Origin of the sequence: Emergencia timonensis, from assembly GCF_900086585.1 — a bacterium.
GTDB classification, from domain to species: Bacteria; Bacillota; Clostridia; order Peptostreptococcales; family Anaerovoracaceae; genus Senimuribacter; species Senimuribacter timonensis.
This window is the reverse complement of sequence record NZ_FLKM01000008.1, coordinates 1,965,851-1,988,463: the sequence shown is the minus strand read 5'-3', so window position 1 is coordinate 1,988,463 and position 22,613 is coordinate 1,965,851. Positions and strand designations below refer to the sequence as shown.

General features: G+C 48.3%; 23 protein-coding genes. 2 read left to right on the top strand and 21 right to left on the bottom strand.

The annotated features are described in order from the left end of the window. The first annotated feature begins 34 nt into the window (after positions 1-34). A complete protein-coding gene (locus tag BN6539_RS10515; RefSeq protein ID WP_067537734.1) occupies positions 35-799 on the top strand; it encodes an IclR family transcriptional regulator in 765 nt (254 codons plus the stop codon). Here BN6539_RS10515 and BN6539_RS10510 read toward each other — a convergent pair. The 13 genes from BN6539_RS10510 to BN6539_RS10455 form a co-directional block, all read right to left on the bottom strand. Continuing rightward, on the bottom strand, positions 787-2,145 hold the full coding sequence (locus BN6539_RS10510; protein WP_067537732.1) for an MATE family efflux transporter: 1,359 nt from the start codon (positions 2,143-2,145) through the stop codon (positions 787-789). The two genes, BN6539_RS10515 and BN6539_RS10510, sit on opposite strands and share 13 nt — an antisense overlap. A gap of 913 nt (positions 2,146-3,058) precedes the next feature. Then, positions 3,059-4,489 (bottom strand): aldehyde dehydrogenase family protein, encoded by a 1,431-nt coding sequence (locus tag BN6539_RS10505; RefSeq protein ID WP_067537728.1) that lies wholly within the window; start codon positions 4,487-4,489, stop codon positions 3,059-3,061. A gap of 16 nt (positions 4,490-4,505) precedes the next feature. Beyond that, positions 4,506-5,669, bottom strand: coding sequence for an FIST signal transduction protein (locus BN6539_RS10500; RefSeq protein WP_067537725.1), 1,164 nt, complete (start codon positions 5,667-5,669; stop codon positions 4,506-4,508). A 437-nt stretch (positions 5,670-6,106) separates the two neighbouring features. After that, the gene (locus BN6539_RS10495) at positions 6,107-7,831 is read right to left on the bottom strand and encodes a proton-conducting transporter transmembrane domain-containing protein (protein WP_067537720.1); all 1,725 of its coding nucleotides are present in this window, start codon (positions 7,829-7,831) and stop codon (positions 6,107-6,109) included. Next, positions 7,824-7,985: a hypothetical protein gene (locus tag BN6539_RS22340; RefSeq protein WP_156524176.1), complete on the bottom strand. Its 162-nt coding sequence runs from the start codon at positions 7,983-7,985 to the stop codon at positions 7,824-7,826. Before BN6539_RS22340 ends, BN6539_RS10495 begins: the two co-directional genes overlap by 8 nt. Beyond that, entirely contained in the window at positions 7,986-9,512 is a 1,527-nt protein-coding gene (locus BN6539_RS10490) for a monovalent cation/H+ antiporter subunit D family protein (RefSeq protein WP_067537714.1), read from the bottom strand. It abuts the gene before it with no gap. Further along, positions 9,509-10,987, bottom strand: a complete 1,479-nt coding sequence (locus BN6539_RS10485; RefSeq protein ID WP_067537713.1) for a complex I subunit 5 family protein — start codon at positions 10,985-10,987, stop codon at positions 9,509-9,511. Before BN6539_RS10485 ends, BN6539_RS10490 begins: the two co-directional genes overlap by 4 nt. Further along, entirely contained in the window at positions 10,984-11,367 is a 384-nt protein-coding gene (locus BN6539_RS10480; RefSeq protein WP_227142382.1) for a sodium:proton antiporter, read from the bottom strand. Before BN6539_RS10480 ends, BN6539_RS10485 begins: the two co-directional genes overlap by 4 nt. Continuing rightward, positions 11,348-12,118: a hydrogen gas-evolving membrane-bound hydrogenase subunit E gene (gene mbhE / locus BN6539_RS10475; RefSeq protein WP_067537711.1), complete on the bottom strand. Its 771-nt coding sequence runs from the start codon at positions 12,116-12,118 to the stop codon at positions 11,348-11,350. Before mbhE ends, BN6539_RS10480 begins: the two co-directional genes overlap by 20 nt. Beyond that, positions 12,115-12,357, bottom strand: coding sequence for a hydrogenase subunit MbhD domain-containing protein (locus BN6539_RS10470; RefSeq protein ID WP_067537708.1), 243 nt, complete (start codon positions 12,355-12,357; stop codon positions 12,115-12,117). The genes mbhE and BN6539_RS10470 overlap by 4 nt, the downstream gene beginning before the upstream one ends. Continuing rightward, positions 12,338-12,664, bottom strand: a complete 327-nt coding sequence (mnhG, locus tag BN6539_RS10465; RefSeq protein WP_067537691.1) for a monovalent cation/H(+) antiporter subunit G — start codon at positions 12,662-12,664, stop codon at positions 12,338-12,340. Before mnhG ends, BN6539_RS10470 begins: the two co-directional genes overlap by 20 nt. Then, positions 12,654-12,926, bottom strand: coding sequence for a monovalent cation/H+ antiporter complex subunit F (locus BN6539_RS10460; protein ID WP_067537689.1), 273 nt, complete (start codon positions 12,924-12,926; stop codon positions 12,654-12,656). The genes mnhG and BN6539_RS10460 overlap by 11 nt, the downstream gene beginning before the upstream one ends. 19 nt (positions 12,927-12,945) lie before the next feature. Next, entirely contained in the window at positions 12,946-13,452 is a 507-nt protein-coding gene (locus BN6539_RS10455) for a Na+/H+ antiporter subunit E (protein WP_067537687.1), read from the bottom strand. 216 nt (positions 13,453-13,668) lie between these two features. Here BN6539_RS10455 and lexA point away from each other — a divergent pair, with 216 nt between their 5' ends. After that, positions 13,669-14,319 carry a transcriptional repressor LexA gene (lexA, locus tag BN6539_RS10450; protein WP_067537685.1) on the top strand — a complete coding sequence of 217 codons (651 nt, stop codon included), beginning with the start codon at positions 13,669-13,671 and terminating at the stop codon, positions 14,317-14,319. 64 nt (positions 14,320-14,383) lie between these two features. On the opposite strand, the gene BN6539_RS10445 is transcribed toward lexA, so the two are convergent. The 8 genes from BN6539_RS10445 to pylSn all read right to left on the bottom strand — a co-directional run bounded on the left by BN6539_RS10445 (position 14,384) and on the right by pylSn (position 22,613). Beyond that, positions 14,384-16,747, bottom strand: a complete 2,364-nt coding sequence (locus tag BN6539_RS10445; RefSeq protein WP_067537679.1) for a M13-type metalloendopeptidase — start codon at positions 16,745-16,747, stop codon at positions 14,384-14,386. A 71-nt stretch (positions 16,748-16,818) separates the two neighbouring features. Next, complete coding sequence (locus BN6539_RS10440) at positions 16,819-17,946, bottom strand: sensor histidine kinase (RefSeq protein WP_067537676.1); 1,128 nt, start codon at positions 17,944-17,946, stop codon at positions 16,819-16,821. Then, on the bottom strand, positions 17,943-18,632 hold the full coding sequence (locus BN6539_RS10435; protein WP_067537673.1) for a response regulator transcription factor: 690 nt from the start codon (positions 18,630-18,632) through the stop codon (positions 17,943-17,945). The genes BN6539_RS10440 and BN6539_RS10435 overlap by 4 nt, the downstream gene beginning before the upstream one ends. 54 nt (positions 18,633-18,686) lie before the next feature. Next, positions 18,687-19,877: a vWA domain-containing protein gene (locus BN6539_RS10430; RefSeq protein ID WP_067537670.1), complete on the bottom strand. Its 1,191-nt coding sequence runs from the start codon at positions 19,875-19,877 to the stop codon at positions 18,687-18,689. A 2-nt stretch (positions 19,878-19,879) separates the two neighbouring features. Then, positions 19,880-20,695, bottom strand: a complete 816-nt coding sequence (locus BN6539_RS10425; RefSeq protein ID WP_067537667.1) for an AAA family ATPase — start codon at positions 20,693-20,695, stop codon at positions 19,880-19,882. A 6-nt stretch (positions 20,696-20,701) separates the two neighbouring features. After that, a complete protein-coding gene (locus tag BN6539_RS10420; protein WP_082907453.1) occupies positions 20,702-21,694 on the bottom strand; it encodes a lysine exporter LysO family protein in 993 nt (330 codons plus the stop codon). Positions 21,695-21,896: 202 nt separating this feature from the next. Next, the gene (locus tag BN6539_RS10415; protein WP_067537661.1) at positions 21,897-22,271 is read right to left on the bottom strand and encodes a PadR family transcriptional regulator; all 375 of its coding nucleotides are present in this window, start codon (positions 22,269-22,271) and stop codon (positions 21,897-21,899) included. 15 nt (positions 22,272-22,286) lie between these two features. Next, positions 22,287-22,613 (bottom strand): pyrrolysine--tRNA(Pyl) ligase small subunit, encoded by a 327-nt coding sequence (gene pylSn, locus BN6539_RS10410; protein WP_067537659.1) that lies wholly within the window; start codon positions 22,611-22,613, stop codon positions 22,287-22,289.

Genomic DNA, 22,613 nt, shown 5'->3' with positions numbered 1-22,613 from the left:
AAAATAACAGAATATTTTAAAAGGTGGTGATAGTATGAGTAGCGATAACAATGTACAGTCCATCGACAGGGCGCTGGACATCATCGAGGTCCTTTCGCAAGAGAATGAAGGGCTCGGCGTAACCGAAATCGCCGGCAGAATCGGACTTCCCAAGAGCACTGCACACAGAATTATAACGACCATGGCAGGCCGCGGATATCTCAACAAGACAGACAGAGGCACCTACAAAATCGGCCTCAAATTGATTGAAGCTGTCAGCTGCTATATCAACAGTCTTGAGCTGCAGACAGAGGCCAGGCCTTATGTTGCTCAGACCACCTCTGAGTTAGGTCTCACTTCCCATCTGGGCGTTCTCGACGGGGACCAGGTCATTTACATAGAGAAAATGGATGTCTTCTCAAATGTCAGGATGTATTCGCAAATCGGCGTCCGTGTCCACGCTTACTCCTGCTCCCTGGGAAAATGTCTCCTATCAAATTATTCAGCTCCACAAGTTCGCAAGATCATGGTAAACTGCAGCTTTATCAAATTTACCAAAAAAACCTTGGGTTCGGTGGACGAACTCATCGCAGACCTGGACAAAGTCAGAAGCCGCGGCTGGGCCATAGACGATGAAGAAGCAGAAATTGGTCACAGATGCATCGGCGCGCCGATCTATGATTATCGCGGCGACATCATCGCTGCCATTTCGGCCAGCGGCCCTACTTCCATTTTGACCGTCGATCGTATCGAACCCGTCGCGCAGTATGTCAGAAAACAGGCCCTGGAGATTTCCAAATCCATGGGTTACATAGAATGAAGCGCTTTCTTGAATTGTGACCGGAACAGAATCATCGTAAAGGTCACGGCGATTAAGTCTGCAACTGGTTCTGCCAGATAGACTGCCATGGTCTGATTTTCAAGAAAGTTTGGCAGCAGATAAATCAGCGGCAACAGCAGGACAAACTTCCTCATAATGGCTACGATGATAGAATCCTTTGCATTGCCAATAGAAATGAAGGTCATCTGGCAGGCGATCTGAATCCCCATCATGAACAGGCAGGCCGTGTAAATTCTCAGCGCCCACCCCGTAAAGGCGATCAGCTCTGCATCGCCGGAAAAAATTCCGGCAAACACTTTTGGCAGCAGCATGACCAGCGCCCAGAGCAGAACAGAATAGGTCAGGCATACTTTCAGTAGAGTCCAGAAGGTTTTCTTGACTCTGTCTTTGTTTTTGGCGCCAAAATTATAACTGGTGATGGGCTGTGCCCCTTGTGCGATTCCATTGAGAGGCAGCATGGCAAACTGCATGACGCTGGTCAGAATCGTCATGGCACCCACGGCAATGTCTCCTCCGTATCTCAAAAGAGAAGAGTTGAAGCATACAGAAATGACGCTTTCGCTGGCCTGCATGATGAACGGCGCCAGACCCAGAGCCAGGCAGGGCAAAATGATGCCGCGGCTTAGCTTCAGATTCGCCTTCCTCAATTTGAGCAGACTCTTTTTGCCTCTGAGAAATTTCAAAACCCAGAATGCCGAGACCGCCTGGGACAGAATGGTGGCCAAAGCCGCCCCCTTTACACCCATATGTAATACAAAGATAAAGATCGGATCCAGGACAATGTTCAGCACCGCCCCGATCATCACCGTGTACATGCCCACTTTGGCGAATCCCTGCGCCGTAATAAAGGCGTTCATCCCAAGGGTCAGTTGGACGAAAATCGTACCCACAGCATAGATCCCCATATACCCAGTGGCATATTCTATGGTATTCTCACTGGCTCCAAACTGCATCAAAAGATCTTCGTTCCAGATCAGCAGGATCAAAGTCAGCGCCACAGAGATGATCACCTGTGCCACAAAGCAGTTGCCCAGTATTTCTTCCGCTTTGTCATTTCTCCCCTGTCCCATGAAGATCGACGCCTTTGGCGCGCCTCCCATGCTGATCAGTGCAGCAAAAGCCGTGACCACCATGATGATCGGCAGGCAGACACCTACGCCTGTCAGCGCCAGTGCGCCAGTTCCCGGAATATGTCCGATATACACCCTGTCTACAATGTTATAGAGCATGTTGATCAGCTGGGCCGTAACCGACGGCAGCGCCAGCTTGAATAAAAGTTTTCCGATGGATTCTGTTCCAAGAAAGTCGTTGTTTTCGTTTTCCATTTCTAAAGCACCTCTCGTAAAACACGAAAAATAAACAGCCAGGCGGCTGCTTATTTTGTATAGTATACAATATGAAATATTTTACCACTGCGCAGAAAAAAAATCAAGGGGACTAAACTAAAATCCCACGGCAAACGCATGAAGCCCTAAAATATACCCCCTTCGCTTAAATCCGGCAAAAGTGCCGGAAACGAGCAATTTTAAGTGCATTTATGGCAGATTTCAGCTTTCAGCAATCTCTTCCGGGTACAAAATAGCTCGAATTTGACTGGATTAAGCTTGAAAACATGTTTTAATACAAAATATTTCTATTATATATAGTACTAGCTATTTGTATTTTTATATTTTATGGTTAATTTAACAAAAACAGGATTTAATTTTTCAAAAAAGTGCCTAAACTGATCAAAAAACAAGCATTTATGGCAGATTACCTGATTTATGCGCATTTATCTGCACCGGCATCCAGCGTTTTGTCCAGGGAAGCTTTTTAACAGACAGCGGGGAGAGAGCGCAATCACGGCAGACCCATGAAAGCTGAACGGTATTTATCTTGTATGTTTTTTACATGCGTTTGCCGTGACAAAAATCCCAGCTTTTCGATTCATATCTTCATCGATGTCATGATAGGTTTTACCCGTCATTTCGCCAAAAAAGACCAAATACGCCTAAACATCTTGATCCCTTAGGCTGCCCAACGTCAGTCTGGTCAATGGGCACGACGAAGTTTCAACGGTTACAGCCGTCGCTGCATGGACACTCCCTTTGCAGTCCACAGATTTTTTAGGCGTTTTTGCATTTTTTCGTGGCAATAGAGGTTAAAACAATTGTCTATACATCAGTTCTGTAAAAAAACGGAGACCAATCACAAAAGGGACCGCCAATCTGCGGTCCCCTCTTTGCCCTATTTCTCTATCTATAATATATTCTTCAGCACGATGGTCTTGGACAAGGTCATCTCGTCAAAGGTGGAGAATACGCCCTCCGTTCCAATGCCGCTGTGCTTCCAGCCGCCGAACGGCATCTCGAAAGCTCTGAAGAAGCTGGCGCCGTTGATGACGGCTCCGCCTGCCTCCATCTTGGAAGCAACCTTAAAGGCTCTCTTCTGGTCTCTTGAGAACACACAGCTGGACAGTCCGAAGATGGACTTGTTGGCGATCTCGATTGCCTCTTCATCGGTGTCAAAGCCGATGATCGGAACCACTGGTCCGAAGATTTCCATATCGACGGCAACGTCTGCAGTCTTCGGCACGTCTACGATGACAGTCGGTTCATAGAAAGCGCCGTTACGCTTACCGCCGAGGACAATCTTGCCGCCCTGTTCCACGGTCTTTTCCACTTCTTTTTCCACCTTGATGGCGGCCTTTTCACTGATCAGGCAGCCTACCTGGCTGCTTTCATCTGACGGCATGCTCACCTTCAACTGCTTGATCCGCTCTACAGCCTTCTGCGCAAATTCCTCTTTCAGCGAATTGTGTACCAGGAACCGCTTGCTTGCGCAGCACACCTGTCCTGTATTGTACATGCGGCCCCAGATCATCTCTTCTACGGCCAGATCCACATCGCCGTCCTCCAGTACGATGAAGGCGTCGTTGCCGCCAAGCTCCAGAGCCGTGTGGGTCAGGTTCGCTGCCGCCAGCTTTGCCGTGTCGATACCTACTTCCGTGCTGCCAGTCAAAGTGACCAGGTGTACCCTCGGATCAGTTACTGCCGTGGACTTGACACTGCCCGGCGCTGTCAGGCACTGGATGACGCCGTTTGGCACACCAGCTTCTACCAACATCTCCGTCAGCTTCATCAAAGTCAGCGGATTATCCGAAGAAGGAAGGACGATGGCGGCGTTGCCCATCATCAGAGCCGGTGCAACCTTTTGATCGTAGAGATCGCATGGGAAGTTAAACGGTATGATGCAGGCCACTACGCCGATGGGTTCTCTCGTCACCAGCTGCAGGTTTGCATCCTGCCCCTGCTCCTGTCCTTGTGGAATGATGCTTCCGTAATAATGCTTCGCGTGTTCGATGAATCCGGAGAATCCGATTTTGATGTTGCCGATTTCCGCTCTCGCTTCTACAATCGGCTTGCCGTTTTCTGCACACAGGGTCTGCGCCAGTTCTTCTTTGTTGGCGTCCACGATGTCCAGGAACTTGTATAATACCTCTGCCCGTTTCCATACCGGAACCTCTGCCCAGACCTTCTGTCCGTCTACTGCCGCGTCGATGGCCGCTTTGACGTCCTTTTCCGTCGCCTTTGGCACGGATTCTATCACTTCGCCTGTAGCCGGATTGAGCACATCAAAGGTCAGTCCGCTTTCACTATCTACTTTTTTTCCGTTGATTATCATTTTCATATGTAAGATCCCCTTTCTATTTTCCAAATGCTGTGAAGGATAACATCAGACCGCCGCAGGTGTTCTTGCTGTCGTCTTCATATCCATATTCGCCAAAGGTGAATTCTGTCATGAACGGTACGCCGCCAGAAGCTTCCTTCAGCGCCTTTGCCACCTCGTCAATGCGATCTCCGATGCCTGCCCTTCTGCCACCGCAGTGTACCAGGTGGAATGCCGCCGGCCCTTCTCCCAGTTTTGCTTTCAAAGCGTCCAAAGTCTCTCCTGTGGATTGAATCAGTTCATCTACGGAGCCTTCCATCAAAATCACAGCTGTGTGTTCTGCCAGGTTGTTGCCGATGGCCATGGAGCCATCGTCGTTGCCGTTCATCGGATGCCTGATCGCCACTACGTCGCCCAGCGGGTCTTTGACGCCCAGAGGCGCTGTGATGGCGTATGCCAGCAGGTTGCCGCCTGCCACGTCCTCGTCAGAGGCACCGGTCCACTCCTGATACTTCTTCAGTGCGGGCACGCCGTCGATCTCTGCCAAAGTCCTGTTGTCGACGACTTTGGTAATGATGCCGACTTTGTCAGTCTCTTTGTATGCCCCTGTATATTCGTTGGCAAAGCCTTTGCCCGTGTAGAAGAAGGCGACTGCCACGCCGTCTGCCGTAACCATTTCGTCCGTATAGAGCAGCCATTCCCCTGCGATGGCGTTATCTGCCGCGCTTCCGCCAAAGAACGGCACTCTGCCGATAACCTCCGTGATGCCTTTGAGGTAGAATTCCTCTTCTCCCGGAGGCGCTGTCATGTAGAAGTAGTCCGGTGCAGTGGTCTTTCCGGCTCTCTTCAAAGCTTCTTCTGCAACCTTCTTTCCGGTTTCTCTGGCCGTGCCCTCTTTTGCCATGCCATAAACGCCGACGGTCATATCCTCGTCTCCCATAGCCATAACGCCGACAAAGCCTTCGTCACCGGAGACAAAACCCTCCTGGGTGATCACGCCGGTAAAGGATGTGTTTCCTACCAGAGGTACGCCTGGAAGTTCTGCAGCAATGGCATCCAGCATAGCCTTCTGGTCATACTGTACCCCGCTGTATACGAATGCCATTTTCGCATTCCCTACCTCTTTTACTTTCTGTACAGCCTCTTTTGCAGCCAATGCCGCATTCCCATTTGTACTTGTTCCTGTCTGTGCTTTTAACATCTCACCTTACCTCCATCCTTATCGACCCATAGGCGTCAGCGAGCGGCCAGACGCTGGTCGAACCATTCAAGTTATCTTATGGCTGTATCATAATTCAGAATTTTCTGCGCGTCAATATCGCTCGTTCTATAATGAGAACCTTCGGTTTCATAATGCGGAACAATTTGAATTGCTTTTGTTTTTCCAAGGGGTTTCGGGATTGAGAAATTACTTAGAAATTTGAAAGTTCTCTTGCGGATCATCCTATGCGTCTCATAGACTGCAATCCGTCTCGCTCTTTAAAATGACCTGGTCATTTTTGCTGCCCACAGGCCTGACTTCAGGCGAACCGCCAGTCAAGACGATTACCTGCAACTCAGATTGGAACATAAAACGCCCCAGGCGGCATGAAACAGATGGCCGCCTGGGGCGATAAAAAGGGATATCGATAACATTTGTCATTCTATAATCAGCAATACCAAGAAGGCGATGACACAGAAAACGATAAAGGTCTGCATGAACTCGCCCACCGGGCGCTGTTCTTCAAAATACTCCTCTGCATTGGCCTCATCCAGTTCCAGCCCGCTGAACACTTTGCTCGGATTGCGCAGAATCGTTTTGATGATCCTTTCAAAGTTGTAGTAAGTGTGTTCAAACCTGGAGAAGATGCGATAGACCCATTTGGATAGACCCGATAGAAATTCAACCAGTGTAATCCGGTAAATCCAATCGAAGTCCAAGGTAATCACATCGTGGGGCTCCATCTTCTTGATATAGCGGGCAAATGGAATCGTTGCGCCGATGAAAAGCGCGACATATTCCACAATGTGTTCCGCACTGAAAGGATGCGCCATGGTCGCGTTTGGCATCAGCTCATAACAATACGACGGGAACAAGCCAGTCACAATGCAGAGCAGGGTTCCCATAACCATCGCCGCCTTCATATAGACTGGCACAGGCTTCACAGCCATCTCTGCTTTCGTCTTTCTGAAAAAGACAAAATAATTGATCTTCAGGGTAATTGAAAGCCACGTTCCGACACCGGCCAGAGTTACCAGCCAGTAAGCAATGGTAAAGTGTCCCTCATGAAGCGCTTCTGTAATCAGCGCTTTACTGGCAAAGCCGCTGAAGAATGGGACTCCTGCAATGGATAGAGACGCGATGAAAAAGCAAGCAGTCACAAGAGGCATTCTTTTATAGAGGCCTCCCAGTTCGCTGATCTTCCTCGTTCCAGTCGCATAAACGATCGCGCCTGCCCCCATGAGCAGCACGCCCTTATATAAGATATTAAAAATAGCGTGCAGTGTGGCTCCGTCAATACCAGCAGCACTGCCAGTGCCCAGAGCCGCTACCATCATGCCCAACTGACTGACGATGTGATAAGACAGAAGCCTTTTGATATCGTTCTCCATCAAAGCCATACAGGCGGCGAAGACTGCCATGACTGCTCCTGCAAAGACCAGCCACTCGGTTCCTGCAAAGAGCCTGATCAGCGCGTAGATAGCGACCTTTGTAGTAAAAGAGCCCATATATACTGTACCTGCGGAAGTCGCTTCCGGATAAGCATCCGGCGCCCATGTATGGAGGGGCGGTATCGCCCCATTGACCGCCAGACCGATAAAGACAAACCAATAAGCCCAGCCGCTGCCGCCGGTCAGCATCTCTATCTGCCAACCGTTCTGTACACAGATTGCGATGGCACCGCCGAGGAGCATATTGCCGCCAAAGAAATGCATGGCCAGATAGCGGTAAGAGGCTCTTCTCGCCCTGTGGGTTCTGCCAGCCCACACCAAATAGGTGGAAGAAACGGCCATGACTTCCCAAAAGCAGATCAGAGAAATCCAATCCCCTGCAAGGACTACGGCAATACTGCTTCCCGCATAGATGAGAGAGGCACACTTTTCCCGGCCGTCTTTTGCGTCAAAAGAGTAGATGCCCGCAATACAGGCGATGACGCAGAATATCATCCCAAACGCCCAGGCCAGGGTATCTACGTGCAATAGATCCATGGTGATGGACTGGGTAAAGCGATAAGTCAAAGACGCATCACCGTCCAGACCAATCATAACGGCAAGCGCGACAAAAGGTCCTGCCGCCGCTGCCCATTTTCTAATCTGCTCAGGCAGGATGAGAGCGAGAAGACCTGTCACAATCAAAATCAGTCCTGGATGAAAATCAGCCATTCTCTTCACCTCCCTGATCAAATTGGTCGTATTGGTCGTCATAGTAATCCGGTTTTCTCTGCAAAATGGCAGCCAGAATCACTTTTGACAGGACAATCAGTATAAATCCAGAGCCAAAGCCGATGGCAGCATATTTGATAAACATCAGCATCATTTACATTCCACCCCCTTGAAAGATCGACTGGGCGGCCATTTCTGCCAACTGCAGCAGATGGGGGCCGGCGTTAGGCATAATTCCCAATAAGATTGAAATACACGCTGTCAAGAGCAGCGGTATCAGCATCGCTTTGTTGGCTTCGCCCTCCAACACCGTGCCTGCAGGGTAATCTAGAAAATCGGCATTGATGTTTCGCTTCGAAAATGCAATGTAGCACACGGGAACCAGATACGTCAGACTGAGCAGTGCGCTGGCCATGAGGGTCACAATGAAAAACGGCTGGCCGATCTCGGCCGCTCCCTCTATGATGCTCATCTTGCTGACAAAACCGACCATAAACGGCATGCCGGCAATTCCAATGGACGCCACCGTAAACGCGGCCATGGTCAAAGGCATGCGCCTGCCGATTCCCCGCATATCGCTGATTTCAGCTTTGTGCGTGGTTACAAAGATTGCGCCCGCACACATGAACAAGGTGATTTTCATAAATGCGTGAGCCACGATATGGTACATAGCGCCCGCCATGCTGGCCGGCGTCAAAATACACACACCCAGAACGATGTAAGAAAGCTGCCCTACCGTAGAATAGGCAAGCCTGGCCTTCAGGTTATCCTTCTGCATAGCAATCAGCGAAGAAAGCAATATCGTGCACACCGCAATCCAAGCCAGGACATCCGTTGCCTCGCTCCAGCGGCAGATCTCAGGCCCAAAAGTATAACCGACGATTCGAATCACGCAGAAAGCGCCCGCCTTCACCACTGCCACCGCGTGAAGCAGTGCACTGACCGGCGTCGGCGCTACCATGGCTGCAGGCAGCCAGCTGTGCAGCGGCATAACCCCGGCTTTGACGACTCCGCCCACAATTACCAGGAAAAAGGCTAGTGCCGTCATCCCTTTGGAGAGAGAATGCTCCACAAACCCTCCTGGCTGAAAATCCAAGGTGCCACACGATACGTACAAAAACACGATGCCGGCCAGGAACAGCTGTCCGCTGCTGAGAGTATAGATCAAGTACTTCCTGCCCGATAATTTGCCTTTTTTGTCTCTATAATGAACGACCAGAGGATAGGTCGCGACGGTGAGAATTTCATAAAAAATAAAAAAGGTCAGCAGATTGGCTGCAAAACAGATGCCGATGGCGCCGCTGAGACACATGGCAAAGGCCGCAAAATATCCCGTCTGGTTTTTCTCTTTGTGTCCTCTCATATAGCCGATGGAATAGACAGAGGTGAGAATCCAAAGGCCCGAAGCGACACAGCCGAAGACCATCCCTGCGCCGTCCACCTTCAACTCCAGGCTGATACCGCCGGCGATTTCAAAGAGAATGATGTCAAATTCATTTCCGGCTAATACCTGGGGCACCATAGAAAAGATACAGACCGCCTTGATGACGGCAGCGCCGAAAGTAATAGCCTCCCGCCGGTTTGCACTGATACGATTCCCTCTGAGCAGAATCACCCCTGCTGCAATCATAGAGATAAAGACTGCAATGACCGGCCGATAATCTAAGATTTCTTGTATCATTGCGTCACCCCCATAATTACTGACGAAAGTACATTTACAAACCAAACGTTACAGACGCCTAACACGATAACACCGACACCGCACAGCGAAATCGGAATCATCATACGCCAAGGCAGCTCCCTCTTCAATTCAGGATGAATCTCTTCACGGACCGGTTCCGGGTCCATAAAGATATGTTCAAACAGTCTGAAGAAATAGATTGCGTTGAGCAAACTGCTGACAATGAGCACGGCAATATAGATATATTCCCCTGCCGTGGCAGCCCCGATGGCCAGATCCCATTTGCTGAAAAAGCCCGCAAGCGGCGGTATTCCCACCATAGACAGGGAACAGAGCACCATCACGGCCGCTGTGATCGGCATCTTTTTCTGCAGCTGTCCCAATTGGCCCAGGCGAGTCACTCCGTATTTGTATTGGATAGCTCCTACACAGAAAAACAGACCGCCTTTCATGAAAGAATGGACGATGATATGTAATACCGCACCGATCAAACCGTAGAGATCCCCCATGGCGATACCGATGCCGATGTAACCCATCTGGGCGATGCTGGAATAGGCCAGCATGCTGCGCATATCCTTTTGCTGCAGCGCTTTCACCGAACCGTAAATCATTCCTGCCGCCGCCATGGTACCGACTACCAGCATAAAATCGCCGACTAATTCCTTATTGGCGTTGAAGACAAAATAGAAAAATCGCAGCATAGCATAAGCCGGAACTTTTCCCATAATGCCTGCTATGACCGGCGCAGCTCCAGGATGGGCATTGGTATAAGCTGCAGGCTGCCAGCCGTGAAGTGGAAACAGAGCCATTTTGATGCCGAAGCCCACTACGAAAAATACCAAGGCGACCATGGTCGTTCCAGACCCGAGAACCGGCCCTACCAGGCCAGCCATATCCGCCATGTTCAGCGTACCTGTTTCGCCGTAAATAAAAGCAACGCCTAACAAATAAAAAGAAGCGCCGATGGTTCCGATGAGCAAGTAGCGAAAGGCGGATAACGCGCCCTTATCTCCTCCCATGGCTATCAGCGTATATCCCGACAAAGAGGTAATCTCCAAGAAAACATACAGATTAAAAACGTCACCAGTGGACGACATGCCAAGAAGGCCTGTGACCAACAGAGACAGGATAGAATAATAGCCGGCCGTCTTAAAGCGGCTGAAGCCGTCAAAAAACGGCATACTGTAAATGGTGCTGATCAGGCCCATGATGCAGATCAGCACGACGATGACTCCGTTAAGGGAATCCAGCGCAAACTCGATACCATAAGGCGGTTTCCAGTTTCCGAACCAATAGTGGATTTCTCCATTTTTTATAATTTGTTTTAATTGAATGATGGACATCATCAGAGATGCCGTCATCGCACACGTGGTCAGCCACTTTCCGATATTTCGATTAAAATAGCAGATAATAGGACAAAGAACCGCCCCCATCAACGGCACGATTACAATCAGAGCGGGGAGATTTTCCATCATTTTTCCTCGTCCCCCTTTTTGATAACCACCTCTTCCTCAATACTGCCATATTTGTCTTTCACACGCATCAATAGGGCCAGACCGAGACCTGTGGTTCCCAGGCTGACTACGATGGCTGTCAGCATCAGCGCATGAGGCAGCGGATTGATATAGTCGTCGGAGCTTAAAAGTCCAGAAATGGTAACTGGAATCGTTCCGCCGCTCTTCTGTCCGAGACAGAGAAAGAAGAATATCACTGCAATCTGCATGATGTTCATGCACATCAGTTTCTTCATATAATTTCCACAAGTCGCCATGCCGAACATGCCCAGAAAGAACAGGATAACGGTCAGCATGTAGATACCTTTCTCTGCTAGAAAACTATTTATTTCTGTCATCATATAAGCTGTTCCTTTCTAATACGGCTTCCAAGATTGTAATAATCGTCGCCATGACACAGATGGTGACGCCCGTCTCAATAAAGATAATTCCGATAGAGTGCAGTTTTGCAGTCTCCTCTACATAAAACGGTAATTTTGAATACTCCAGGAATTTTCCACCGTAGAACAGCGGCAAAAGCCCGGTCACGCCATAGATCATAACACCGATTCCGCCCACACAGACGGCAAAGTGCTGCGTCAGCATCACGGTGTTCAATTCCAGATTCCCAATCAGCGTGTAGAGAATAAATGCCAGGGCAATCAGCGCGCCCGCCTGAAATCCGCCCCCCAGGCTGACTTCGCCGTGGAAAAGCACGTAGGCAGCATAGAGAAGCAGAAAGAGAATGATGAAGGGCATGGTCACCTTGACATCGATGCCGCCAAAGGACTCTGTAGCGCGAAAAATATCTGCATTCCAATGCTTTCGAAGCCAGTTGGAAAGGACCATAGCAACAGCAAAACCTGCAAGATACATCACTGTCGTCTCCAGGAAGGTATCGAACCCTCTGTAATCTGCCAGTACGCCTGTCACCAAGTTTGCCGCGTCGGTCTGCTCCGGGCCTTCTTCGATAAAGACTTTGGAAATGTGCGTGTTTGGCGCTGAATCTGGATCACCGATGGTTGGCAGAAGGTCAATCAGTCCCCAGCATATGATGACAATAAAAACCAGCATCATCATGCCTGCAACTTTTTTCTTGTTGCCCTTCATCATTTACACCACCTGTCCGTCGTCCTGATTGCAATAACGAAATAGATCGTTGAAATTACTCCAATGACCGCTTCTGTAAAGGCTACATCCGGCGCTCCCATCATAATATACAGAAGCATGGTGCAGAAACTGAATACACAATAAATAATGACAGACGCCAATAGGTCTTTGTTTAAAATGATGACGATCGTAATCGCGATCAGAAATAAAAGCAGAATTGCCTCAATCAGAAATGCTTGCATCTTTATGTTCCTCCTCCCAAGGTCTGTGTCCCGATTCCATGGCGGCTTTTCCAATGAGATGGGTTCCCACCGGATTCACTAAGAAAATGGATACCATGATTAACAGGATTTTCGCTGACAATATATTGAAGCCCTCATAAATGATCAGCCCAAGGCCGATGAGCACGATTCCCAGAGTCTCTCCGATTCCCGAAGAGTGCAGTCTCGTATAGAAGTCAGGCAGACGCATGACGCCGAGGGCAGAAAAAACTAAAAAAATAAAGCCGAGAATCAACAGAATTGCAGTGATAACCTCTCTAATCATCATGTTTTTCTTTCCCTCCCATGAACTTAGCAACAATAACGGAAGTGATAAAACCCAGAACGCCATAAGAGACCGCGATGTCGATATACATCGCCTCCCTGCCGTCGGTATATCCCACCAGCAGCAAGACCACGATCACATCCAGACCGATAACGAACATGCCGTTGAGACGGTCAAATACCGACGGACCGCGAAACACGCGCAGAAGCATGACTCCTATGATAAAAATCGTGCCGTACATCAAAATTTTAAATATCAAATCCATAAACTAACTCCATATCTCCTTATGAATTAAACTCATCGAATACCCTTGCAATCCTCCGCTGCATCTCTCCGGCAAGAAGATCTTCAGCCGCTTCTACAGTAAGTGCATGAACCGTAAATACGTTATTGTGATCTACATTGACGGTTACAGTGCTGGGCGTCAGTATGATAGAATTGACAAAGAGCGTCGTTGCAATGGGATTCTTGAAATGACATTGAAATTGAATGACCTGGGGATCGATTTCAATTTTTTTCTTGATAATCAGGCGGCAGACAGAGAGGCTGGATTTTACGATTTCACCCAGAAGCCAGACCCAGTAACCGATAAACTTGACATAATGCAGATCTAAAATAAAATGTTTTCGCTTTTCCAGTCTATTGTCGATGTACAGCATGGGCTGACAGAGCGATGCGATGACCATAGACGAAATCAATCCCAGCATGAGGAACTTTGATTCCGTTCTCCCTGACAAAATGAACCAGAGCACATATAGTAAAATTGTCGTCTTCATCCAATTCTTGAACATATCCGAAAACTCCCCCAATTATAATTTCTATCTATAATTATACATTATCAACGAAAGCTCTGTCAATTTTTTATCAACCAGTTATGCCAATTTTTAGAATTCATCATTTAAGCAGCGGCATTTTGTGAACAAACGTTTACTTTTTGTTCGCCTTATGATATACTACGAACAGACATAGATTACAAAATTGAGGTAAATTAGGAGGAGTGACAGGATATGGCCAATTTAAAAGAACGAGAACAGAAGATATTGACATTTATGAAGAACGAGATCAAGACCAAGGGTTATCCTCCTACCGTCAGAGAAATCTGCACAGCCATCGGCATCAAATCGACATCCACTGCGCACAAGGACATCGAGAGCCTGGTCAAACAAGGTTTTCTTAAGAAAGATCCGTCCAAACCGAGAGCTTTGATGGTTGTCGATTTGGAAGAAGCATCTATGCCCGCTGAGACTGCTCCTGCAGACCTTGCCGAGAGAGAAGACATCATCGACATTCCTATTATCGGCCGCGTCGCTGCCGGAACGCCGATTCTTGCCGAACAGAATATAGAAGAGACGTTTCCTGTACCTGCCCGTTATGCGGCCGGGAACAATTTCATGCTCCGCGTTCGCGGGGAAAGCATGATCAATGTCGGTATTATGGATGGCGACCTGATTCTGGTTGAACAGCAGAACACCGCCCGCAATGGAGAAATCGTCGTGGCCATGATCGATGGCTTTGAGAGCGAGGCCACAGTCAAGACCTTCTATAACGAGGGCGGCCACATCAGACTGCAGCCGGAGAACGACACCATGAGCCCTATCATCGTCAAGGATGTCAAGGTCCTCGGAAAAGTCAAAGGCGTATTCCGCTATTTCAGCTAAACATACAGAAAACAACAGCTGCCCGGCTGCGGATTTCTCCGTCAGTCAGGCAGCTGTTTTTAGTTTACCATATTTTGATTCGCTGTGCTTTAGGTACATACATGCCGTCCCCGGCTTTGATTTTATAAGTCTGATAAAACTCGTCAAAGTTACTCAGCACCCTGTTTACTCTCAGATTGCCAGGGCTGTGTTCATCAGCCTGCTGCAAGCCTTTGAGGTAAGCCCTCGTAGTCACTTTCAGCCAGGACTGGGCGTAACTTACGAAAAACTTGTCATAATCTGGATTGTCCGTCTTTTTCAGCACTTCCAAGGCACATGCTACTGCCCCGATATCGGCTATATTTTCGCCCAGAGTTCTCTTGCCGCTTATTTTGATACCTGGTGCAGATTCGTACCCATTATAGAATTCCACTGTCTGATCGCACAGTTTCTGGAAAGCTGCGTAATCCTCTTTGGTCCACCAGTTGACTTCCAGTCCGTCCTTGTCATATTTTGCTCCGGTATTATCAAAAGCGTGGCTGATCTCATGAGCAAAGACCGTACCGATGCCGCCTAAATTCTCTTCTAATGATGCATTGACATCATAGTTTGGCGCCTGCAGGATTGCTGCCGGAAAGGCCATGGTGTTCGTATATTGATCGTAATAGGCGTTGACCATGGTCAACGGCATACCAATTTCGCCAGCGGTGTCTATTTTGCCTTCTGCCATTTCCCGGAATCTCCTGCTGGCTAATTTTGAAACTGCTACCTGATTTTCAAAATAGTCATCTGTAATAGTCAGTTGCTCTAAACGGTTGCTCCACTGGTCGGGATATCCGATGATAAATTTCATTCCATCCAGCTTTTCGATAGCCTTTTTCTTTGTAGTCTCGCTCATCCAGTCCAACTTTTCAATTCGTTCTTTATAGACTTCAATGAACTGTTTTACCAGCTTCTCCAGGTCTTCTTTCGCTTCTTTTGAAAAGAACTTTTCGACGTAGAGTCGGTCGATATCATCGCCCAGCGCATCGGTTACCAGAGCGCCAGCCACTTCCTCCGCCGAGCTGTCATCGGGTTCTTCACCCATGATCTGTTGATTATACTCATTAAAGGCAGCTCTGAACGCATCACTGAGATTGAGATAATTCTCTGTGAGAATGTTCAGTTTCAGCACAGTTTTTAATGCGTTTAAGTTTTCCTTTTTCTGCAGCAATTTTGCAATACCTTTGAATAACCTCGGGCTCTGCATGTTGATTTCCGCTGGTATTTTGTTTCCGCCAGCCTCAATCAGTCCCTTGACATCAATCTCCGGCATCAGTTTCTGCAATTCTGCAATGGATACGATTTCATTCATCTTACTCGTATCTGCATAATCGCTGTCTTTTGGTATGTACTTGAGAGCCTGTTTCTCTAAGGCAAGCAGTTCGTCTATCTGCTTTTTCGCTGTTTTTGCCGTCTCGCCAGAAAGCTTCAACAATGTCGTATTTAATTTCACATATGCCTTTCGTTCTTTGTTCTGCAAATCTTCGTAGGCCTCTTTTGACATCGACGGTTCAAAAAGGCTTCCCACCATCATAATCATGTTCTGTGTATCTCGATAGTCTGTCATATACATGACGCTGAAGAGCCCGCCGCTGTTGATTTCCTTCACTGACAAAATCTGTGATTGCGTCAGTTCCTGCAAATTCTCTGCCCGATCAATGGCCTCTAAATATTTTTTTAAAGGTTTTGCGCCTAGCGCATTCCGCCGTTCTACATTCACAGCGCTATTATAGAAGTCTTTGATTCTTTGTTCCATGCTGCCCTTCTGATAGCCGCTGCCGTTGACAATTTCCATAATCAACTCTTGTACCTGTTGATTGACCTTCTGGTTCAGATCCGCCGTACCGCCGCCTTCTGTTTCTCCCGGCGGTATCTTCTTATGATCGAGAGCGTTTTTATTGACACTGGCGTAAAAATCATCCTTCAAATTCGTTCCATAGAGGGTATAGATACGCCTCACCAGAGTCTTCAGTTCTTGTTCGGACATGAGTGTTTTCGGTCTTAATTTTCCGCTCTTTGTATTGACCAAAATGCCTCCTCTGATAAGATTACGCACCGCTGCCTTTCCCGACTTTGGCACGTCTGTAAACTTTACATTCTTATCACTGAGCCGAAGGTTATTCCCTTTCGGCTTCGGCAAAGTGCCAAAGGCTCTGCTGACCATGATGATGCCCTGCATACGGGTCAGTTTATTTTCTGCCTTCATCCCCTTTAGCAGATCTTTACGACTGATTTTCTTATTATAATCATCTGCCGCTTTTAACAAATATGTCGCAGCCTTGCCGGCCTTGATGCTGTTATTTGCCGTCTTTGATGCGGCTGCGCCCATGACATTGACTGTACTGGACAAAATCAAAATCGCACTCAGCAATAACGTCAAAGCTTTGATCGCGGATTTACGTTTCATTTCTGTGTTCAACTCCTTTTGTTTTGATATAACAATCTTAACAAAAGAAAAGTTAGAATAAAGTTAGATTTTCACCTGCAGAAAAAGATCTTTATCGTTGTGCCCTCCCCTTCACGACTCTCCACTTGGATTTCCGCCTCATAAGTGTCGAAAATTTGCCTGACGATTGACATCCCCAGACCGGAGCCAGGAATTTTCTGCGATCTGGACTCATCTGCCCGAAAGAACGGTTCAAAGACATTTTGCAAGGTCTGTTCGTTCATGCCGACGCCGCTGTCTGCGATTGATACAAAGTTTTGTTTTCCTTCGGTTCCAATCGTAATACGGACATGTCCGTTTCTCCTGTTATATTTAATAGCGTTGTCAATCAGGTTATAAAATCCCCTGTAAAACAGCTCTTTATTTCCTGTTATGATACCGTCTGACCCTGAAATATCTACTGCGACATTCATTTCTTCCGCCTTGGCTTTTAATTGATTGACGGCCTGTACGAGCAGTTCTCTCAGACGAACAGGCTCTTTGACATTTTTGATCTCTTTTCCAGACAGCATCAGCAGATGATCCACTGTGCCGATGAGACGATCTAAGCTGCATTTTACGTCCTGCACAAATTCCTCATAATCTTCTTTTGACGGCTCTGCCTCCATTTCCAACACCTGCAGGGTCGTCTTCATGGCTGCCAGGGGCGTTTTCAGTTCGTGAGCCGCATTAGCAGAAAAGCGTTTCTGTACTTGAAAAGCGCAATCAAGTCGCTCCATCATTCCATTAAAAGAGTCTGTCAGCAGTTCAACTTCCGCCGATCCGCCGTATACTTTCAGACTTCGATTCATTGTTTCTTCGTCAATGGCGTGAATATCAGCGGTCAAACGACGAAGGGGGTTCATCTTCTTTCCTGTAAGCCAATAGACCAGTGCCAGGGAGATGATGATGGCGAAGGCCATGGCCAAAATACCCTGCTCTGAAAAGTCCCTCATGACGTCCACAAAAGTGATCTCGTCTTCCTGTAAAGAATCCGCTTCCACATCGTCATTTTCTGTCAGCATAGAAAAGTCCGCACTGTCCTCATAGATTTCCGCCCAATTGCCGTAATAATTTCTGGCAGAATAGATGGAATTTACAGTCAGAATAACGCAGGTAACTATCAAAATGACACCTACAAGAGTGGTAATCTGCCACTGCAGTGATTTTTTTCTCTTCATTTTTTTAATTCCTCCGGCTCAGCTAATTTGTATCCCTGTCCCCGCAGATTCGTAATATATCCTTCCGGCAGGCCGGCTTGCTCCAGTTTTTTCTTAAGAGAATGAATCTGAAATTTAAAGGCGTTTGAGAAAAGGTCTGCCTCGCTATCCCACACGTGTTCAATGATTTCTTCTGCACTTAAAATTCGTCCTTTGTGAGTCAGAAGGTATTCCAAAATGCCATATTCTTTTTTTGTCAAAGCTGCGCTCTGCTCTTTGCAAAAAACACTTCTATCAGCCATGTTTACACGCAGTGCTCCGCAGTGCAGTTGGACGCTCTTCTGTTCAAAATGGCGGCGCAAAAGATTTCTGATCCGCGCCTCCAATTCCAGAAAATCAAAAGGCTTTGTCAAGTAGTCGTTACTGCCGCCATCCAATCCTCCAATTTTGTCCTCCACACTGTCTCGTGCGGATAAGATCAAAATGCGCAGTTCCTGGTTCTGCTGTCTGATTCGTCTGAGCACTTCCATGCCGTCTACTTTTGGCAGATTGAGATCCAGAATCATCAGATCATATTCATTGAGTGCGTATTGTCGGAGTGCTTCTGCTCCATCTGCCGCACAATCTACGGCATAACCAGATTTGCGCAGCCCCTTTGCTGTGGCTTTCATAAGAATTGTTTCATCTTCTACTAATAATATTTTCATTCTTATCTCCCATTCCGCATAAAGTCGAAAACAGGCTGGCAAAGCCATCCTGTTTTATCTTACCAGAAGCTTCTGTATGCCCTTGTCCAGACCGTCTAAGGTCAGCTCGAACATGGGAAAGACTTCTCTTATCATATTGATCGTCCTCGATCCATAGGTCCAGTCCCAGCGGCCTTCTTTGATCGGATTGAGCCAGATGCATTTCTTGTATCTCTGTCTGAATTTGTGAAGCCAGGCGATCCCCGGTTCTTCGTTATAGGCATACCAGTCCTGATTGCCGCCTACAGCCAGCAGCTCGTAAGGCGACATCGCTCCGTCCCCCACGAAGATCACTTTGTACTCGCTGTCCAGATTGCCAAATACCCAATCCGTCGGAGTCCAGTCTCCCCGCCTGCACGCTGGATCTGTGAACAGATGGTCGTAGATGCAGTTGTGGAAGTAGTAGGTCTTCAGATCCTTCAGATGGGTCGACTGATGCACAGCCTGAAAGAGTTGGTTGCAGAGACTACTATAGGGCGCCATGGAACCGTCGGAATCGATGAGAAGCAGCAGCTTGACCGTATTCTTCCGCGGCTTTTCGTAGACCAGCTTCAGCAGCCCCGCATTGTTGCAGGTGGCGTCGATGGTTGCCTCGATATCCAGCTCCGTCTTTTCTGTTTCCACCCGTGTCGAAAACTGACGCAGCTTGCGGAATGCCATCTGAAACTGGCGGATATCCAAAGCTGTATCCTGGCGGAAATCTTTGAAGTTGCGCTCGCCTGCCACTTTGACAGCCGACTGGTGCCGACCGTGACCGCCGACCCTGATGCCGGCAGGATTGTAGCCGCCGTGGCCCATCGCTGAGGTACCTCCTGTGCCGATCCAGTAATTGCCTCCGTCGTGCTTTTCGTCCTGCTCGGCGAGACGCTGGCGGAACATCTCCATCAGCTCATCAAAGTCATATTCCCTGGCCCAGGCGGGCATATCGTCAAGTTCCCGTTCCAATTCATCGGCACTGAGCCAGTTCCACAGTTCCTCGGGAATCTCATCTACAGTCTGAATTCCCTGAAAGTATTCAGCGAAAGCCATGTCGAATTTGTCATAGTCGCTCTCTGTCTTGACCAATATATTTCTACACAGATAATAAAATTCCATCAGAGAATTCATGGCCAGGCCTTTGTCCAGCGCTTTGATGAGGCAGAGCCATTCGTCCAGCGAGATGGAAAGCCCCTTGGCGCGCAGCAGATAAAAGAATTCGATAAACATCGCTACATTCCCCTGCGGTATTCTCTGGCGATATCGATGTCCTGATTCTTTTTGAGCAATACACCGATATAGGGAACGTGTTCTTCAATTTTCCTCACATCGACACCGCTGATACGCAGCGCCTGAATCCAGTCAAGAAGCTCCGACGTGCTGGGTTTCTTCTGAATCTGACGCATATCTCTGATTGCATAGAAGGCATTCATGGCTGCGGCGACCAGTTTCTTCTCAATATCTCCGTAGTGAACCCTGATGATGTCCTCCATCTTCTCCCGGTCAGGAAATTCGATATAGTGGAAGATGCAGCGGCGCAAAAACGCATCTGGCAGTTCCTTTTCCGCATTGGAGGTAATGATGACGATGGGACGGTGTTTGGTCCTAATGGTTTCCTTCGTCTCGTTGATGTAGAACTCCATCTTGTCCAGTTCCCAGAGCAAGTCGTTGGGGAACTCCAGATCCGCCTTGTCGATCTCGTCTATGAGCAGGACGACCTGTTCCTCCGAGTTAAAAGCTTCGCCCAGCTTGCCCAATTTGATGTATTGTTTGATGTCAGAGACATCACCCTCGCCGAACTGGCTGTCATAGAGCCGCTGCACCGTATCATAGACGTACAGCCCCTCCTGCGCCTTGGTCGTGGATTTGATGCCCCAGATGATCAGCTTCATCTGCAGCGCGTCCGCGATGGCTTCTGCCAGCATGGTCTTGCCAGTGCCCGGCTCCCCTTTGATCAACAAAGGTTTCTCTAAAGCGATGGCCACATTGACCGCGTTCATTAACTCCTTCGATGCGACATAGTCGCCGCTTCCTGTAAATCTTTTCATATGTTGTTACGCTCCTATTACTAGTGGTACTAAGAGAGGCACCAGCAGGCTCTGCGACATGCCGATGGCAAAGGAATAGACGATGATGTCCGGGCGGGTCGCCTTTTCCACCAAAGTCAGTCCGATGTCCATGGCTGCCACACCCGGCAGGCTGGTCACCTCGATATAGCCGATTTTTTTGGCGAGAAGCGGAATCAGCACGATGCCGCCCATCTCGCGAAATACGTTGTGCATAAAGGAAACTGCGCTGGCGATGACATGGCCCGCATTGGAAATAGCCACCGGCGCAAAGGTATACCAGCCGAAACCGAAACTGACAGCCAGGCTCTCCCGCAGTGTCAGCGGCAGAATCAGACTCATCAGCGCGCCCACGACAGCAGTACCGATCAGCACGGCAACAGGGAAGATCAATACCCGAAAGCCGATTAACTTCAGCTGCTCAACGACCGTGCCCGCAATTCCCATCTGAAAGCCGATCACGCCCAGCAGAAGGGTCAATCCGCAAGTCATAATAATGCCGGCTTTGTCGTTGAATCCGTCTATGTCTGGAATGTACACCCGCACAAGGAAGTAGCCTGCAAAAATACCCAGGACGACGAAGATCAGGATCAGCCAGGTCATCAGATTGGATGATTTCTCTTCCTCTTCTTCCTGCTTCTCGTATTGCTCCAGTTCTGCTGATTCTTTTGCTATGGCATGGCCTTCCAGCCTGCCCCACTTATCGATGTGCAGCAGCTTGCGCGTCACAGTCACAGACAGCACTGCCCCTGCCATCAAAAGCACGGTCGCCAAAAGCGCCTGCAGGCCGATGGTGCCCAGATTGCGGATGACTTCTTCGTTGGAACCCATGCGAATCCCCATCAAAAACACCAGCAGAGAAACGGATGCCATCATGATCACATCCGTGGGTTTTAAAAATCTGTCCCCATGGTCACGTTTCTTGCTGCCGATGTAATATCCGATTACCATGGCGCTCCAATACAAGGCGATGTAAGCCAAACCCTCACTTCCTCTCAATTAAAATACGAGTGCATAACGGAGCGTCGCTCCTATGCACGATGTCGCCCGCAAGGGGCGACGCTTCGTAAGGTACGTTCTTTGAAACATACGGAAATACGCCCTTCGGACGATATTTCCTATGTTATAAAAATTAAGCGGACACATCTGTATCCGCTCAGGTTTTATGTCCAATATTTTCATTTTACACTGATTCGTTGATCATTTCCACTAATTGGTGAATATATTTTTCATAATCTACCAAAGCCAGGGACCAGTTGGCAAGACAGCCTCTGCCCTGCGCAGTAATGCTGAACACCCGCTTCGGCTTTCCGGCATCGTCTTCCTCGTCCAGCTCCCATTTGGAGGTCAGAAGTCCTGAGCCTTCCATTTTTTTCAGATATCTGTAGACACCGGTGGCATCTGGCACCTTGTCTTCAAATCGCGGAACCTTTGCGATTTCTTTGATGATCGCAAAACCGTGCATATCCTGGCCTCTGGCCAATATGCAGAGTATCAGAGGCTGCAGCAGTTTGTCTAAGTTTTTGCCCTGACAAGGGCAGTCCATGTCAATATACATCTTTCTCTCCTCGCATTACCGCTTGTGAATCAGGTCGCTGCCATAATGAGAATCAAAAAACGTCTTTGAATATTTCTCCAGCTTCCATTCAGGTACACGACACTGTTTACAAGGCTTTACCGCCCACTTGTTGCGAAGCCACCTGGCGGCTCTGGAATTCCTGGAATTATAGACCCTCAGCGTCTTTCCGCAATGGGTCGTGATAACTGCATACTTTCCATGGCTCTCGACGGTTTTGATGCCGTGGAGAAGGCCGCTTCTGGCAGGCCATAACTTCATTTTATCTAACAGAACAAATAGTTCCACGTTTTTTCTATAATATCGCTTCTTATCATCAGCCAT